Below are 16055 nucleotides of genomic sequence, written 5' to 3'. Positions count from 1 at the left end.
CGGGCGATTCCATGCGGCATGACGCCGATGGCCCGCGCAACCCGATCATGCGAAAGCAAATGCTGAAACTGCGTGAATTCGCTTGCGCACGGCGCTACGACTTTTGGCTGCCTCCTAAAGGCCATAAGCGCAGCAGCGCTAACCCCTCGACGCCTCGAGCAGGGTTTTCAGCCGATCCATGGACGCATCAATATCGCCCACCGGCATGTCCCCATAGCCGAACAGCAAACCTTGCCGTACCCGGCGGCCCGCGTGAAAGCCCGCGATGCCGTAAAGGCCGATGCCCGCCGGCCTGGCTCGCGCGATCACCGACGATTCGCCCAGCCCCTTGCGCAGGAAGGCCACCAGATGGATGCCGGCGACCGGGGCAATGGGTTCCAGCCACGGCGAAAGCGGCCCGCGCAGGTGCGCCAACAGCGCCTCCCGGCGCTCGGCGTAATGTTTTTGCACACGACGCACGTGGCGGCCGAACTCGCCATCCAGCATGAAACGCCCCAGCGCCGTCTGCGTCAGGCTGCAACCGTGCCAGTCGTTGATCTGCCTGGCCTTGAGGAAATCGGCGGCCAGCGCCGCCGGTGGCACCACGTAGCCGGTGCGCAGCTCGGGAAACAAGGTCTTGGAAAAGGTGCCCACGTAGGCAACCACGCCGCCACGATCCAGGCTCTTGAGCGACTCCACCGGCCGCCCTTCGAAGCGGAATTCGCCGTCATAGTCGTCCTCCACCACCAGCGCACCACGCCGGGACGCCCATTCCAGCAACGCCAGCCGGCGCTCCATGCTCATCGGCATGCCCAGCGGAAACTGGTGCGAGGGCGTCACATAGACCAGCCGTGCCTGCTCGGGCAGACGGTCGACCTGCAGGCCTTCGTTGTCGACGCGAACCGGCACGACACGCGCGCCCAGCGCGAGCAAGGCCGCGCGCACCGGCGGATAACCGGGCTCTTCCACGGCCACGGTGTCACCGGGATTGACCATCACGCGGGCCGCCAGGTCGATGGCCTGCTGTGCTCCCTGCGTCACGATCACGTCCTGCCAGTTGCAGGCGACGCCACGGTTGAAACCGATATAGCGGGCGATGGCCAGGCGCAGCTCCTGTTCGCCGGCAGGATCGCGGTAGATGCCACGCCCGCGCAACTGCGTACGCAGCGCGTGCCCCATGCATTTGCGCCAGGCCTCGGCGTGCAGCAATGACTTGTCGGTGACGCCGCCCAGGTAGTCGTAGCGAAGCCGCTCGCCCGGCTTGGGCATCGATAGTGCCTCGGGAACGCGCCGCCAGACCTTGGCCGCACGCAGCAGCGCGGCACTGCGCGATCGCGGCGACGGCATCGAAGACAGGCCCTGCGCCACGAAGGTGCCATCGCCGGTACGGCTGGCCAGGAAGCCCTCGGCGATAAGGCGCTCATAGACGTCCAGCGTGGTCTTGCGCGACACGCCCAGTTGCTGCGCCAGGTCGCGGGTCGAGGGAAGTCGTTCCCCGGCGGGCAGTCGCCCGTCGACGATGGCGCCGCGCAATTGCTGGTAGATCTGGCTGGCGAGGTCGCGCCGGCCGGCGACGGTGATTTGGATGTCCATCCAGTGGCTACCTCAAATCTCTCAAAAATGGACATTTAAGCAGGCCAGTGGGAAGTCTAACCTGTTCCCACGTTCCCGAGTGCCACCCTGGAGACTTCCCTCATGAACCAGCGTCTCGACTTCTACAAGTCCAGCCCCGATGCCATCAAGGCCATGATCGGCCTGGAACAGCGCATCGGCAAAAGCGGCCTGGAAAAATCCCTCATCGAACTCGTGCGCCTGCGCACCTCGCAGATCAACGGTTGTGCCTACTGCGTGGACCAGCACTCGACCGACGCGCGCAAGGCCGGCGAGAACGAGCGTCGCCTGGCGACCTTGAGCGTCTGGCGCGAAACGCCGTTCTTCACCGATCGCGAGCGCGCCGCGCTGGAATGGACCGAATCGCTCACCCTGATCGCCGGCAACCATGTGCCCGACGACGTGTGGGAGTCCGTGCAGCCGCATTTCACACCCGAAGAGCTGACCGACCTCACCCTGCTCATCGTGGCCATCAACGGCTGGAACCGCTTTGCGATTGCCTTCCGCAAACTGCCGGCCTGAGGACGCATGCCATGAATGCCACACTTGCTCGCCTTTCGGTCCTGCTGCTGGCCGGCGCAACAGTGCTGGCCGTTACGCCGCCGCTGCGAGCCCACGACAGCAGATCGGAATCCGTGCAGCCGTTGATGAAGCAGGCCATAAGCGATGCGCCAGGGAAGAACGTGCTGATCGCCACGGTCACACTGGCGCCAGGACAAAGCGCGGCGCCCCATCTGCATCCCGGATCGATCTTCGCCTACGTGCTCGAAGGCAGCGTGACCTCGCAGCTGGAAGGCCAGTCGCCGCATACCTACACGCAGGGCCAAACCTGGTACGAGGCGCCGCGCGTGCACCACCTGGTCACGCGCAATGCCAGCGCCACGCAGCCGGCAAAGTTGCTGGTGTGGGCCGTCGTGGGAGATGGCGACCCCATCAAGCTGCCGCTGCCGCAAGGGGACAAGGCCGGCGGGTCGAAGACGCCGTCGCCATGAACGACGGCAGGCAGCTCAGGGCACCGGATGGGCAATGCGTCGTGACTGGATCGCCAGCGTAAGCGCGCGCTCCAGGTCGTCGTAACCCACCGGCTTGACGATGTGATGATCAAAGCCGGCCTTGGCCGTCTTGTTCTTGTCCTGCTCCTGGCCCCAACCCGACTGCGCGATCACTGGCAGGTCGCGCAGCGCCGGATCCTCCCGAAACGCGCGGCATACCGCATAGCCGTCCATCTGCGGCATGCCGATATCAAGCAGCACCGCATCGGGCTTGAACTCGCGAGCCGCGTCGCATGCTTCGCGGCCATCGTGCACGAGACGAAACTCGTGCCCCATTTCGCTCAGCAGCCAACCGATGGTTTCTGCCACGTCTTCGTTGTCATCAACCACGAGGATGCGACGCGGCGGATGTTCGGGCCGCACGGGCTGCCCGGCATTCGCGCTCGCCCCTTCAGGGATCTCGGCCAGCAATGGCAGCCGGACCGTGAAGCGGCTGCCGGTATTTTCACCGTCGCTTTGCACGGCAATGGAGCCGTCGTGCATGGCCACGAACTGCTTGACCAGTGCGAGCCCGATGCCAAGGCCGCCCTGCGCCCGCGCGGTGTGCTCCCCCACCTGCGTGAACAGCTCGAAGATCTTCGACTGCATGGCCAGCGGAATGCCAAGGCCGTTGTCGATGACGACGATGCGCACATCCTGCCCTTCCCGATGGACTTCCAGCGACAGCTTGCCTCCGGGTGGCGTGTACTTGGCGGCATTGCTCAGCAGATTGCCCACTACCTGGGCCAGGCGAGTCCGGTCACCATTCACCCACATCGGCCGCACCGGCATGTCCACGCGCAGCGCATGCCTGCCGCTGTCCACCAGCGGTCGCGCCGCTTCCACGGCGGACTGGATGATGTCCGAAAGCGGGATGCGCTCCTTCTTCAGCACGATCTTTCCCTGGCTGACGCGGGAGACGTCGAGAAGATCGTCCACCAGTCGCACCAGGTGCACCAGCTGCCGGTCCATCACGGCGTGGATCTGCTGCGCGCGTTCGGGTGACGGCTGGCTGTTCAAGATGTCCAGACCCATGCGCAACGGCGTAAGCGGGTTGCGTAGTTCGTGCGCGAGGATGGCCAGGAACTGGTCCTTGTAGCGGTCCGAACGCGTGACCATGTCCGCGTACGCTTCCAGCCGGTCACGCTGCGCCGCGATCTGCTGCCGCTGGCGATGCAATTCGAAGAACACATTGGCCTTGCTGCGCAGGATGTCCCATTCGATCGGCTTCTGGATGAAGTCGACGGCGCCCGCGCCATAGCCGCGGAACGCACGTTGGTTGTCCGATGCGCTGGCGGTAAGAAAGATGATCGGTACATGTCGCGTGCGGTCATTGCCGCGCATGATTTCGGCCAGCTCGAAGCCGTCCATGCCAGGCATCTGCACGTCGAGCAGGCACAGCGCGATGTCGTGCGCCAGCATCAGTTCAAGCGCTTCCTCGCCCGAGTGTGCCTTGAGCAACACCAGGTCGTCGCGGCGCAGAAGCGCCTCCAGGGCCAGGAGGTTTTCCTCGAGATCGTCGACGAGAAGAAAGTAGACCGGATCCATGACTGTGTGGCGCCCTTACAGTTGCTTCAAGAATGATGCGAGTTGTCCGGGCGTGCCCACCTGGGCTTCCGGACAGGCATTCCATGCCGCCAGCGGCATGGTGGACGCGTAGGCGGCCGAAGGGTCCTCGATCATGACGATACCCCCTGCGGCCCGGATGGCCGACAGTCCGTGCGCGCCATCGCGATTGGCGCCGGAAAGCACGACGCCCACCAGTGCCGCGCCATAAGCGTCTGCCGCGCTTTCAAACAATACATCGATGGATGGCCGCGAAAAATGCACCGGCTCGTCCGTCGACAATGCCAACGCTCCCGTGTTCTCCACGAGAAGATGGTAATTGGGCGGCGCGATATAGGCCGTACCTTGCCGAATGGGCATCTTGTCCTCCGCTTCGCACACTTCGATCTGGCACTGCGCGCGCAGCACGTCCACCAGGACGCTCTTGCTGTCGGCGCGCAGGTGCACCGTGACGAACACCGTGGGCCGGTAATCCACCGGCAACTCTTTCAGGATCAAGGATAGCGACGCCACCGCGCCCGCCGAGCCCCCGATGGCCACCGCCATGATGCGCGCATTGCTGCTCATGGATCGCGCCTCTGGTAGATTCTTTCGCCCAGCATGAAATCCTGGAAGGCATCGGACTGGCTGGAGAAGCGCAGGCTTTCCTTCGAACCCAGGCCCAGGAAACCCTTGCGGATCAGCGAGTCGCTGAAGAGCTTGAGCGTGCGGTCCTGCAGGTCATTGTTGAAATAGATGAGCACGTTGCGGCACGAGATGAGGTGCATCTCGCCGAATACGGCATCGGTGACCAAGCTGTGATCGGAAAACACCACGCGTTCGCGCAGCGTGCGATCGAACGACGCGCGCCCATAGGCCGCCGTGTAGTAATCGGAAAGCGACGAGCGGCCGCCTGATTGCTGGTGGTTTTCCGTAAAGCCCTTGATGCGGTCCAGCTCGTAGACGCCCGCCGCGGCGATCTCCAGTGCGCGAGGATTGATGTCGGTGGCGTAGAACATGGTGCGCTTCTCCAGGCCCTCCTCGCGGAACAGGATGGCGAGCGAATAAAGCTCCTCGCCGCCACTGCAGCCGGCCACCCATACCTTCAGCGACGGGTACGTGCGCAGGTGCGGCACGACCTTCTCGCGCAGGGCGCGGAAATACGAGGGATCGCGGAACATCTCGCTGACCTGCACTGTCAGGTAGCCCACCATCTGCGGAAAAACGGCCGGATCGTGCAACAGGCCTTCCAGCATGGCTGAATAATTGCGATATCCCAAACGCTCCTTGAGCTGGCGCAGCCTGCGCGTGATGGATGCCTTGGAATAGTCGCGGAAGTCGTAATGGAACCGCTGGTAAAGCGCTTCCAGCAGCAGGTTGATCTCGAGCTCTTCGATGCGGTCGGTCATCCGTGCTTCCTGCTTACCTGGCCAGCCACACGCGCACCAGCGATACCAGTTTGTCTACGTCCAGCGGTTTGGCCATGTAGTCGTTGGCGCCCGCCTGCAGGCAGATTTCCTGATCGTCGGGCATGGCCTTGGCGGTCAGCGCGATGATGGGCAGCCGGCTCCAGCGCTCGTCGTCGCGAATCACCCGCGTGGCGGTCAGGCCGTCCATCACCGGCATCATCACGTCCATCAGCACCAGGTCGATGCCTTGTCCCTGGTCGCCCGAGGCCTTTTCCAGTGCGTCGATCGCTTCCTGGCCGTTGCGCGCGATCACCATGGTGCAGCCGCGCGGCTCGAGGATGTTGATCAACGCATAGACGTTGCGCACATCATCTTCCACCACCAGGATGCGGCGCCCCTCGAGCACGGCGTCGCGGTGCTGGGCCTCCTGGATCATCTTCTGCTGCTCGGCGGGCAGTTCGGTAACCACCTGGTGCAGGAACAGCGTCACTTCATCGAGCAGTCGCTCGGGCGACTTGGCGCCCTTGATGATGATCGACTTGGAGTAGTGGCGAAGCCGCTCTTCCTCGGCCGCCGAAATATCGTGGCCGGTATATACGATGACTGGCGGGAACGCATACACGCCTTCCTCACTGAGGGTTTCCAGCAGCGAGAAGCCGGACGCATCGGGCAAGGACAGGTCCAGCACCATGCAATCGAAGGTTTCATCCTTGAGATAGTCCAGGCATTCCGCGGCGGTGCCGGCGCCCACGGTCTGTACGCCCGCCGACGCCAGCAGCTTGCGCACGGCGTCACGCTGCACGTCGTCGTCTTCCACGACCAGCACGCGGCGCACGTCCTGCGAGAGCTTGGCCTCCAGCTTGTTCAACGCGTCGGTCAGCTGCTGTCGCTTCACCGGCTTGAGCAGGTAGCCCACGGCACCCATCGTCAACGCCGCATGCGAGTGGTCCGAGGCGGATACCACGTGGATGGGAATGTGGCGCGTGCGGATGTCGCGCTTGAGGATGTCGAGTACGGAAAGGCCCGACTGGTCTGGCAGCGCAATGTCCAGGACGATCGCCTGCGGCCGCTGCTCGCGCGCCAGCCGCAGTGCTTCCTGCGCGCTGGTGGCCACCAGGCAGCGGAAATGCATTTCGCGCGCGAGATCGCGCAGGATCTGCGCGAAGTTCTCATCGTCTTCGATCACCAGGATGGTGCGCCGCTGGTCAGCCTGTTCGCTGCGATCGTCGGCCACGCGAGGCTGCGGTGCGGGCACGTCCGCGGGCTTTTCGACCTTCTTCGGCGTCACCGTCAACGCCTCGGCGGCCACGGCGAGCGAAGGCGAGGACAGCGACAGCGCGCCCGCATGTACGGGGATGCTGAGCGTAAAGATGCTGCCCTGGCCTTCCTTGCTGTCCACCGCCACCGTGCCGCCCAGCAGTCGCGCCAGTTCCACCGAGATGGAAAGGCCCAGGCCGGTGCCGCCGAACTTGCGGCTGATGGTGCCATCGGCCTGCTGGAAGGCCTCGAAGATGCGCTGCTGCTGGTCGTCTGCAATGCCGATGCCGGTGTCCGTCACGGCAAACGCCACGCGGCCATGCGCATCCGGGTGCACCTGCAAGGTCACGCTGCCCTGCTCGGTGAACTTCAGCGCGTTCGACAGCAGGTTCTTGATGATCTGTTCCAGGCGCTGGCGATCGGTGTCGATGATCTCCGGGCATCCTGGCGCCACGCTCGCCTCGAACACCAGGCCCTTTTGCTCGGCGACCGGGTGGAACAGGCGCACGAGGTCCTTGACGAGCCGCTCGACCGACAGCGGCTCGGGACGGATATCGATGTGGCCGGCCTCGATCTTGGAAAGGTCGAGGATATCGTTGATCAGCGTCAGCAGATCGTTGCCGGAAGAATGGATGGTGCTGGCGAACTTCACCTGTTCCTCGGTGAGATTGCCATGCGGGTTGTCGGCCAGCAGCTTGGACAGGATCAGCGCTGAATTTAGCGGCGTGCGCAACTCGTGCGACATGTTGGCGAGGAAGTCGGACTTGTAGCGGCTGGCGCGCAGCACTTCGTGTGCCTTGGCCTCGATGGCCTGGTTGGCGCGGGCGAGGTCGTCGCGCTGCGATTCCAACTGCTGGGCCTGTTCCTCCAGGTGCGCGTTGGTCTGCTCCAGTTCCACCTGCTGCTGCTCGAGCTGGTACTGCGACTGCTTGAGCGCGCGGCTTTGCTCTTCCAGCTCCTCGTTGGAGACGCGCAACTCCTCTCCCTGCACCTGCAGCGAGTCGGACTGGCGGCGGGTTTCCTCAAGCAGGCGAGTGAGTTCGGCGCGGTAGGTGGCCGAACGCAATGCCACGCCGATCAATGGCGAAGCGCGTTCGAGCAAGGCCACCACGTCGTCGTCCACCGGGCGAAAGAAGCCCAGTTCGATGGCGCCATTGACGTCGCCGTCCACCGTGCTCGGGGCGATCACCAGGTGGCGCGGCTTCTCCTGGCCCAGCGCCGAGCCCACGATCAGGTAGGTGTCGGGAATGTCGTTCACCACCAACGTCCTGCCCTCCACCGCCGCCTGCCCCAGCAGGCCTTCGCCTGGCGCGAAGCGCGTAGCGATGTCGCGGTCAGGCGGCAAGCCATAGCCGCCGATGCGCTCATAGGCACCAGCGCTGCTGACGAACAGCGCACCCGCCTGTGCGTCGACGAAGCGCGCCAGGAAACCCAGGATATTGGCGCCGAGCTGTTCGGCGTGCTGCTCGCCGGCCATCACCGTGGCCAGCTCCAGCTGGCCTTTCTGCAGCCAGGCATCGCGCTGACGCGCACGCGTGGCGTTGCGGATCATCACGGCCACGAAGATGGTGAGCGCCACGCCGAGCAGGCCGCTCAGCAGGCCGCTGGTCAACGCGCCGTTATAGGCGGTGGCCATTTCGTCCATGCGCCGCTTGCGCAGGTCCGCTTCGTCATCCTGCATGGCCGCCAGCTGCGCGCGGATGGCATCCATGTCCGACTTGCCACGATCCGAACCCACTACCGAAAGCGCCGCATCAAGCCCCTGCCGGCGGCGCAGCTCGATGGTTTCCTTCAGTTCGGCGAGCTTGTCGTCGAGCCGGCCGGAGAGCACCTTGAGGCGTTCCTGCTGATTGCGGTTGTCGCGCGTCAGCACCCTGATCGTATCCAGCCGGGCCGGGATATCCGCCAGCGCCGCGCGGTAAGGCTCCAGGTAACGGTCATTGCCGGTGAGCAGGAAACCACGCTGCCCGGTTTCCGCATCCTGGACGCTGGAAAGAATGGCGTTGAGCGCCGCCACGGTTTCCTGTGACTGCAGGACTTTGCGGTTGTCGTCGCGAATGGTCTGGATGTTGAAGTAGGCGACCGCGCCGCTGACCACGAAAAAGACGATGACCGCGATGAGGGCAAACGAGGTTCGCCGTTCGGTGCCGTGGACGTACAGCGAGCTGGGACGCGAGGCTTTGGAGTTCATGGAATCCGGGACGATGGGATGTGGCAAAGGTTCGAAAAGATCGAGGGACTATGGCATGCCCGGGGCCGGCCATGGGGCGACTGCCTGACAGGCAGCGCTTGCCTGCGGAACGCGGAGCGAGCCCGTCGCAACCCGCGCCGGGCACGGCAAGTGGCACCCCTCGTGGGATGTGGAGCGCCGATGGGCGTGGCCAGTGACATGCTTTCCCCTGTGATGCTGCCGTTCGCGCGCCCGCCAGCCTCGACATGGTTCGCGGGGCCGCGAGCCTGTCGGTTGAAATGTCACGGCCGCGTCAAAATTTCGAAGGCCCTTTCACGTGAAGGGTTTACGTCGCGCGAACAGGGCGCGAGGCGGAAAAAAGGCCCCGGCTTGCGCCGGGGCCTCCCGTGGCCAATGACCACGGTCCCTCTCCCCGTTAGAACTCCTGCGAGAACCGGATACCGATGGTGCGCGGCGGCGTCATGACGGTATAGACCTGACCGTTCGGATACGCCGGCACCACGTCGTGCGCGGCGCAGACCGCTTCCGCGCATTCGGTGAAGCGGTTGAGCTGGCCTCGCGTGTCGAACACGTTGTTGATGTAGACGTCCAGCGACGTGCCGTGCTTCTTGATGCCGGCGGAAAGATCAAACGTGGTGTATGCCGGCATGTTGCCCAGCAGGCCACGTTCCACCGTTCGCAGGTCAGAAGTACGCTCGCCCACATGCACCACGGCACCTTGCACGAAGGCCTGGCGATCACCGATGTCCCACGTGTAACGCGCCGTGAGGTTGCCCTTGAAGCGCGGCGTGACCGGCAACTGGGTACCCTTGGGCGCCTGCGGTCCGTCGACGACATCGCCGGTCAACGGATTGATGGTGCCTGCGGGACAGTGGGTGATCGGGTTGCCATTGGGGTCGGTGAAGCCGCAGTAGTTCTCCGTGAGCTTCGCGTTGTACAACGCGATGCCCGCGCCGATCTGCAGGTTATAGGTTGCCGCCCAGTTGAGGTCGGATTCCAGGCCGTCGATCTGTGCCTGTCCTGCGTTCTTGATTTCCGTGAGGCCGTTGGCGCCGAGAATGCTGAACTGGAAGTCCTTCCACCTCTCGCGGAACACCGCACCGTTGAACGACAGGCGATTGTCGAACCAGGTGGTTTTCCAGCCCAGCTCGTAGTTGGTGAGGTAGTCGGACTTGTACGGCGGGAGGCTGCCACGACGGTTGATGCCGCCGGGACGGAACCCCTCGGACCACGTGCCGTAGATCATCTGCTCCGGCGTGATCTGCCATGACAGATTGGCCTTGCCGAGCGAACCGTTTTCCTTGGTGTCCTTGGCAAAGTCCTGACACGGCGCACCGCGATAAGGATCGGGCGTGATACATCCCGCTTCGCCGTACGAGGACGTGGGCGAGTAGCCCTTGCTGAAGCCGTAGAAGCCACCCAGGCTGTTGTCGGTGCGGAAGTAACGCCCACCGATGGTACCGGTGAGGGTTTCGGGGATGAAGTCATACGACAGTTCCCCGAACACCGCCTCGTCCTGGTCGATGCGCCGCTGCTCGGTGAGCCATAGCGTATTGGGCCAGCCGGTAATCGACAGGCTGTCGGCGAACCCGTTGATCATGTAGCGCTGTTCGATGTCGTGCAGCTGCTTTTCCCAGAACAGGCCGGCCACCACGCGCAGGCGATCGTCCGCCGGCGAGGCAATGCGCAGCTCGTGGCTGTCCTTCTTGTAGTGATCGCGCCCCTGGATGTACTGCGACGGGTTGATCAGGTTACCGCTGTTGTCGTAGATGTACGCGCCATAGCCCGCCAGCGTGTCGTACCAGAACGAATAGTCGCTGTAGTCGCTGTCTTCTTCCGTCACGCGCTTGAGGTGCGCATAGGCATAGGTGAGATCGAAGTTGCCGATCTTGCCCTGTACCGTCAGCGCGGCCTGGAACCAGCGATCGTTGGTGTATTCCTTGTAGAAATGCGTCAGCTCGAGGCTGCCCACCTGCGGATCGGAGAACGGGGTACCGTTGGCAATGGTCTGCTGCCCCATCACGGTCGGGCTGATCGTCCATTCGTCGTTGAGGTTGAGCTTCAGCGCGGCACGTCCGCCGGTGGTGTCGGCGTCGTTGTAATCCTTCTTTGCGGCGCCGGTGCACACAAAGTCGGCCGTCGACGAACACTTGGCATTGCTCACCGTGATGCCCGACGTCGGGAACGTGCGCTGCCCGACCACGTTGTCGATGTAACCGGCATCGTGCTCGTGCCAGCCAACGAGTCGGATCGCCGCGCTGCTCGACATCGGAATGTTCACCATGCCTTCGGCGGTGTAGCCAACGCCACCGTTGGTCAAGGCGTCCAGGCCGACGCTGTAACTCGCCGCAAACGCGCTTGGATCGGGCTTGTTGGTGATGATGCGCAAGGCACCGGCTTCCGCGCTGGCGCCATACAGCGTGCCTTGTGGGCCGGACAGCGATTCCACGCGTGCGATGTCGTACATGTGGATATCGAGCGGGCCCTGGATCGTGGTGACCGGCTCTTCATCCAGATAGACGCCGACGCTGGGCAGCGAGCCGGAATGGTTGCCGTCGCCACCGCTGGCCACGCCACGCATGTACACCAGCGCGAAGCCCGGACCAAGCGTCGTGTAGGACACGCTGGGCAGGTACTTCACGTAATCGTCGAACGTCTTGACGTGGAGTTCGTCCAGCCTGTCCTGCCCCAGTACATTGATGTTGATCGGTACCTTCTGCAGGTTTTCCTCACGCTTCTGCGCGGTAACGGTCACCGCCGCCAGCGTGGCGGCCTTCTTGGTCGACGGCTGATCCGCCGGCGGCTGGCTCGTTGCCGTCGGCAGTTGCTGTCCGCTGTCCTGCGCAAACACGGACGGCGCCATGGCCAGGCAGATCGCCGCGGCCAGCGGCACTCTGGCAAGCCCTTTTCGTTCTCTACCTGTTGGCCCTTTTGGCCTGCCCCTCTGCATCGACTACCCTCCCCGGTGACGACGAAAACGGCGACTGCACTAGCCCGCCTCCCCTGGCGGCACTGCGGGATAACTCCCGAGCACCGCCCCCAAAGCCTCCTGCAACGGCGCCAGCCACGGCGCGTAATGCCGCCAGTGATCCACCCCCTCCCGGTAGATCGGCTGGCGCACCTGTTCTGAACTGGCCGTGCGCACGGGCCGCGCGTTCTCGAAGAAGCGCAGGCATGACGATTCGAACGGCAGGCCGCAATAGTCGAGCAGCCGGCGCACTTCGCCTTCGGTGTCGTCGACCATGTTTTCGTAGATGACGCGATGGATGCGCCCCGGCAGCACTTCGTCGAAATGCGCCATCAGCGAGACGTAATCGCGGTAATAGCGCCCGAGATCGTCAAGGCTGTAACTGAAGCTCTGGCCGCGCGCGAAGTGCTGCTTGAAGCCGGAAAAGCAGCACGCCAGCGGATGGCGGCGCGCGTCGATGATCTTGGCGTTCGGCAGCATCAGATGGATAAGGCCGACATGCATGAAGTTGTTCGGCATCTTGTCGATGAACAACGGTGCCGACGTCTTGCGATGGATGCGCGTGTGGGCGAGATAACGTTCGCCCAGCTCGCGCAACGCAGGCCCATCGAGCGTGGCCAGCACGTCGTGATACGGCATGACGCTGTCTTCGTCGCCCTGCTCGCGCAACAGCCGCGTGATCGAGGTGATCTCGGGCAGCTCCATCGTGCCCTCCACCTGGCTGTGGCTGGAGAGGATCTGCTCGATGAGGGTGGAACCGGCGCGGGGCAATCCGACGATGAAGATGGGATCGCGCGCCTCGCAGCCGACGCCCTCGCGCGCTGCGAAAAACTCACGCGAATAGCGCCGCTGGACATGGCGCACGCGCGCGCTGGTTTCCTCGGCCCTGTAGTGCAATTGGCCGTGGCGGATGGCGTTGCCCTGCGCGTAATGCCGGAACGAGGCCTCGTAGGCTTCGATATCCTCCAGTGCCTTGCCCACCGCGAACTCCAGGTGCAGGCGGTCCTCGTCGCCGAGACCCGTGCGGGCCAGCTGCGCGCGCATGGTGGCGAGGTCGTCCTCGCTGAAACGGAAGGTCTTGAGATTGGCCAGGCTCCACCAGACTTCGCCGAACGACGGTTCCAGCGAGAGGCTCTGCCGGTAGGCCGCGATCGCCCGCTCCATGTGCCCGGCAGTCTTCAGCGCATGGCCGTAGCTCATCCATACCTTGGGATTGTCCGGATACTGGCGCAGCAGGTCGGCGTAGAGATGGATGGCCGGTTCGTAGTCGCCGATGCGGCACAGCACGACGGCCTTGAGGTTGCGATAGCCGGGGTGATCGGGCGATACGGCAAGCAGTTGCTCGATCTCGGCCAACGCCTGCTCGGGCTGGTTGCCACGATGCAGTGCCAGCGCGTAGTTCTGACGGGCTGCGTGAAAGCCGGGCGCCAGTTCGAGACAGCGGGCAAGCAGGTTCAGCGCATCGTCGTTGCGTCCCAGGCGCATGGCGACCTCGGCCAGCATGCGGATGGCGGCCACATCCGTGGGCGCCTCTCGCAGGTGCTGGCGCAACAACGCCTCCGCCTGCGGCACCTGGTTTTCCGCCAGCGCCGTGGCGGCAGCAAGCAGGCGCGGATCGCGAATGGAGTGGCGCACGTGCTGCGCATAAGCGACGTCGGCTGCTTCGGGCTCGCCCGCTGCCAGCAGGTGATCACCCAGCGCGCGCCAGGCCTGCGGCAGGTCGGGCTTCAACACGACGGCGCGACGCAAGGCGGTGATGGCGTCCTGGCCTCGGCCCGCACGGCCCAGCACGAGACCGAGATCAAGGTGCAACTGCGCCCAGTTCGGCTGCGCGTGCGCCAAGGGTTCAAGGATGGCCAGTGCCGCGTGCGGGTTGCCCTGCAAAGCCTTGGCCACGCCGAGCACGCGAAGCGCCGCAGGATGGCCGTCGACCACCTTGAGGATCTCGGTTGCCTGCTCGGCCGCCAGGCGCGGATCACGTTCGAGCAGGTGCGCACAATGCATCAGCGCCTGCTCCAGCGTGCCAGTGACTGCGTTGTCGGCCGGGCTTACGGTCATGGCTGCTCCATTGCCAGGGCAAGCCCCTGGCCAACGCCCACGCAAAGACTTACCAGCGCGCGTCGCTGGCGATGGCGGCGCATCGCGAACGCCGCCGTCATCGCCAGCCGCGCGCCGCTCGCACCCAGCGGATGGCCAAGCGCAAGGGCGCCGCCATTCGCATTGAGATGCTCCGCGTCGTCGGCAAGACCCAAGGCGCGCGAGCACGCCAGTACCTGCGCGGCGAACGCTTCGTTGATTTCCAGGCGATCGAAGTCCGAAAGCGACAACCCCCTGGCTGCAAGCAGCTTGCGGATGGCATGGACGGGACCGATGCCCATCACGCGCGGTGCCACGCCGGCCGCGGCCATGCCGGTGATGCGCGCCAAGGGCTGCAGGCCGTGTTTGGCGAGCGCATCTTTCGAAGCGAGCAACAACACGGCAGCGCCATCATTGAGACCCGATGCATTGCCGGCGGTGATGCTGCTGCCCTCGCCTAGCAGCGGCTTGAGCACGGCAAGCTGCTCGGCCGTGGTCTGCGGGCGCGGATGTTCGTCCGCATCGACGACGATGGCCTGCTTGCCGCACGGCGCATCGATGCTGCTGATCTCTTCGGCCAGCCAGCCGTTCTGGCGGGCCGAGGCGACACGCTGCTGGCTGCGCAGCGCATAGGCGTCCTGATCGCTTCTGGCGATGCCGTGTTCGCGCGCGAGGTTCTCCGCGGTCTGCGTCATCGAGTCGACGCCGTAGCGTTCGCGCATGCGTGGATTGATCATCCGCCAGCCGAGCGTGGTGTCTTCCAGTTGCTGCTCGCGGCCAAGTGCGCTCTCCGCCTTGGCCATCACATAGGGCGCGCGCGACATGCTTTCCACGCCGCCAGCAAGCACGAGGTGGGCTTCGCCGCAAACGATGGCGCGTGCCGCCTGACCCACCGCCTCCAGACCCGACGCGCACAGGCGATTGACCGTCACCGCGGGCACGGTTTCCGGCAGGCCCGACAGCAGCGCGGCCATGCGTGCAACGTTGCGGTTGTCTTCGCCCGCCTGGTTGGCGCAGCCAAGGATGACTTCGTCCAGCGCCGCCCAGTCCAGTGACGGATAGCGCTGCATCAAGGCGGTAATGGGCCATGCCGCGAGGTCGTCGGTGCGGACGCGGGCCAGCGCACCGCCATGGCGGCCGAAAGGCGTGCGCGTCGCGTCGACGATATAGGCGTCAGCCATAAAGGCTCGACAGCGCCAGGTGCGGTTGCCAGCCGCCGTGTTGAACGGCGTGTTCGACGGAACGCTGTGCATCGCGCAACGCCGGGAGAATCACCTTGATGGCGCGCGCGGCAGCATCTTCGCTATAGGGCATGCCGACATTGAGCGCGGCGACGGTGCGGCCCTCGGCGGTACGTATCGGCACGGCGATGGAAAGCAGGCCCACATCCAGTTCGCGGGACACCATGGCGTAGCCGAGGTCCCGCGCCTGGCGCACCTGCGCCTTGAACGCCGTGGCCGTGCGCACCGTGTAGGGCGTGAGTGCGCGCAGCTTCTGCCCACGCAGCCATGCGGTGAGTTCGGCATCGGAATGGCCGGCAAGCACGGCGCGCCCCATCGACGTGGCGTATGCCGGCAAGCGGGCACCCACGCCGAGCGCAACGCTCATCACGCGACGCACCGGCACGCGCAACACGTACACGATGTCCTGTCCGTCCAGTACCGCCATGGAGCACGACTCGCCCACGCGCTCGGCCAGCAGCGCCAGGCTCTGTTGCGCCAGGTCGGTGAGGTCCAGCGACGTGAGATAGCTGTAGCCCAGCTCCAACACGCGCGGGGTGAGATAGAAGCTTCTCCCCTGGCTGCCGACATAGCCCAGATGCTGCAGCGTCAGCAGCAATCGACGCGCCACCGCACGCGACAAACCCGTGCGTTCGGCCACCTGCGACAGGCTTGGACTGGCCATCTCCCGGTCGAACGCACGCAACACCTGCAAGCCGCGCGCAAGCGACTGCACGTAATCCGCACTGTCCTCAAACAATGTCGATT

At 64.8% G+C, this 16055-nt stretch carries 11 protein-coding genes and 1 pseudogene; 2 read left to right on the top strand and 10 right to left on the bottom strand.

Translation table 11 applies throughout. The features are described from left to right. Nucleotides 1-138 precede the first annotated feature (138 nt). On the bottom strand, nucleotides 139-1572 hold the full coding sequence (locus tag VFG49_RS06335) for a PLP-dependent aminotransferase family protein (RefSeq protein WP_324858671.1): 1434 nt from the start codon (nucleotides 1570-1572) through the stop codon (nucleotides 139-141). A gap of 102 nt (nucleotides 1573-1674) precedes the next feature. Here VFG49_RS06335 and VFG49_RS06330 point away from each other — a divergent pair, with 102 nt between their 5' ends. Further along, the gene (locus VFG49_RS06330) at nucleotides 1675-2112 is read left to right on the top strand and encodes a carboxymuconolactone decarboxylase family protein (RefSeq protein ID WP_324858670.1); all 438 of its coding nucleotides are present in this window, start codon (nucleotides 1675-1677) and stop codon (nucleotides 2110-2112) included. An 11-nt stretch (nucleotides 2113-2123) separates the two neighbouring features. Beyond that, entirely contained in the window at nucleotides 2124-2582 is a 459-nt protein-coding gene (locus tag VFG49_RS06325; protein WP_324858669.1) for a cupin domain-containing protein, read from the top strand. A 15-nt stretch (nucleotides 2583-2597) separates the two neighbouring features. Here VFG49_RS06325 and VFG49_RS06320 read toward each other — a convergent pair whose 3' ends face one another. The 9 genes and pseudogenes from VFG49_RS06320 to VFG49_RS06285 form a co-directional block, all read right to left on the bottom strand. Further along, nucleotides 2598-3740 carry a hybrid sensor histidine kinase/response regulator gene (locus tag VFG49_RS06320; RefSeq protein ID WP_414649067.1) on the bottom strand — a complete coding sequence of 381 codons (1143 nt, stop codon included), beginning with the start codon at nucleotides 3738-3740 and terminating at the stop codon, nucleotides 2598-2600. Nucleotides 3741-3784: 44 nt separating this feature from the next. Continuing rightward, nucleotides 3785-4169 (bottom strand): annotated as a pseudogene (locus tag VFG49_RS19230) (response regulator); the annotation flags it as partial. A gap of 15 nt (nucleotides 4170-4184) precedes the next feature. Continuing rightward, nucleotides 4185-4754: a chemotaxis protein CheB gene (locus VFG49_RS06315; protein WP_324858667.1), complete on the bottom strand. Its 570-nt coding sequence runs from the start codon at nucleotides 4752-4754 to the stop codon at nucleotides 4185-4187. Continuing rightward, a complete protein-coding gene (locus tag VFG49_RS06310) occupies nucleotides 4751-5575 on the bottom strand; it encodes a CheR family methyltransferase (protein WP_324858666.1) in 825 nt (274 codons plus the stop codon). The genes VFG49_RS06315 and VFG49_RS06310 overlap by 4 nt, the downstream gene beginning before the upstream one ends. 13 nt (nucleotides 5576-5588) lie before the next feature. Further along, nucleotides 5589-9023, bottom strand: a complete 3435-nt coding sequence (locus VFG49_RS06305) for a response regulator (RefSeq protein WP_324858665.1) — start codon at nucleotides 9021-9023, stop codon at nucleotides 5589-5591. A 415-nt stretch (nucleotides 9024-9438) separates the two neighbouring features. Then, the gene (locus VFG49_RS06300) at nucleotides 9439-11973 is read right to left on the bottom strand and encodes a TonB-dependent receptor (protein WP_414649066.1); all 2535 of its coding nucleotides are present in this window, start codon (nucleotides 11971-11973) and stop codon (nucleotides 9439-9441) included. 39 nt (nucleotides 11974-12012) lie between these two features. Further along, complete coding sequence (locus VFG49_RS06295; protein WP_324858664.1) at nucleotides 12013-14049, bottom strand: tetratricopeptide repeat-containing sulfotransferase family protein; 2037 nt, start codon at nucleotides 14047-14049, stop codon at nucleotides 12013-12015. After that, nucleotides 14046-15248 (bottom strand): 3-oxoadipyl-CoA thiolase, encoded by a 1203-nt coding sequence (gene pcaF, locus VFG49_RS06290; protein ID WP_324858663.1) that lies wholly within the window; start codon nucleotides 15246-15248, stop codon nucleotides 14046-14048. Before pcaF ends, VFG49_RS06295 begins: the two co-directional genes overlap by 4 nt. Then, the gene (locus VFG49_RS06285; RefSeq protein WP_324858662.1) at nucleotides 15241-16047 is read right to left on the bottom strand and encodes an IclR family transcriptional regulator domain-containing protein; all 807 of its coding nucleotides are present in this window, start codon (nucleotides 16045-16047) and stop codon (nucleotides 15241-15243) included. Before VFG49_RS06285 ends, pcaF begins: the two co-directional genes overlap by 8 nt. Nucleotides 16048-16055 lie beyond the last annotated feature (8 nt).

Origin of the sequence: Dyella sp. (assembly GCF_035685885.1) — a bacterium.
GTDB lineage: Bacteria > Pseudomonadota > Gammaproteobacteria > Xanthomonadales > Rhodanobacteraceae > Dyella.
Note: the sequence above shows the minus strand (reverse complement) of the source record. Positions and strands in the feature narration are given on the sequence as shown.

Bases quoted from the DNA above. Each gene is read 5' to 3' on its own strand.
- VFG49_RS06335 (WP_324858671.1), bottom strand. From the start codon at position 1,572: ATGGACATCCAAATCACCGTCGCCGGCCGGCGCGACCTCGCCAGCCAG.
- VFG49_RS06330 (WP_324858670.1), top strand. From the start codon at position 1,675: ATGAACCAGCGTCTCGACTTCTACAAGTCCAGCCCCGATGCCATCAAG.
- VFG49_RS06325 (WP_324858669.1), top strand. From the start codon at position 2,124: ATGAATGCCACACTTGCTCGCCTTTCGGTCCTGCTGCTGGCCGGCGCA.
- VFG49_RS06320 (WP_414649067.1), bottom strand. From the start codon at position 3,740: ATGGTCACGCGTTCGGACCGCTACAAGGACCAGTTCCTGGCCATCCTC.
- VFG49_RS06315 (WP_324858667.1), bottom strand. From the start codon at position 4,754: ATGAGCAGCAATGCGCGCATCATGGCGGTGGCCATCGGGGGCTCGGCG.
- VFG49_RS06310 (WP_324858666.1), bottom strand. From the start codon at position 5,575: ATGACCGACCGCATCGAAGAGCTCGAGATCAACCTGCTGCTGGAAGCG.
- VFG49_RS06305 (WP_324858665.1), bottom strand. From the start codon at position 9,023: ATGAACTCCAAAGCCTCGCGTCCCAGCTCGCTGTACGTCCACGGCACC.
- VFG49_RS06300 (WP_414649066.1), bottom strand. From the start codon at position 11,973: ATGCAGAGGGGCAGGCCAAAAGGGCCAACAGGTAGAGAACGAAAAGGG.
- VFG49_RS06295 (WP_324858664.1), bottom strand. From the start codon at position 14,049: ATGACCGTAAGCCCGGCCGACAACGCAGTCACTGGCACGCTGGAGCAG.
- pcaF (WP_324858663.1), bottom strand. From the start codon at position 15,248: ATGGCTGACGCCTATATCGTCGACGCGACGCGCACGCCTTTCGGCCGC.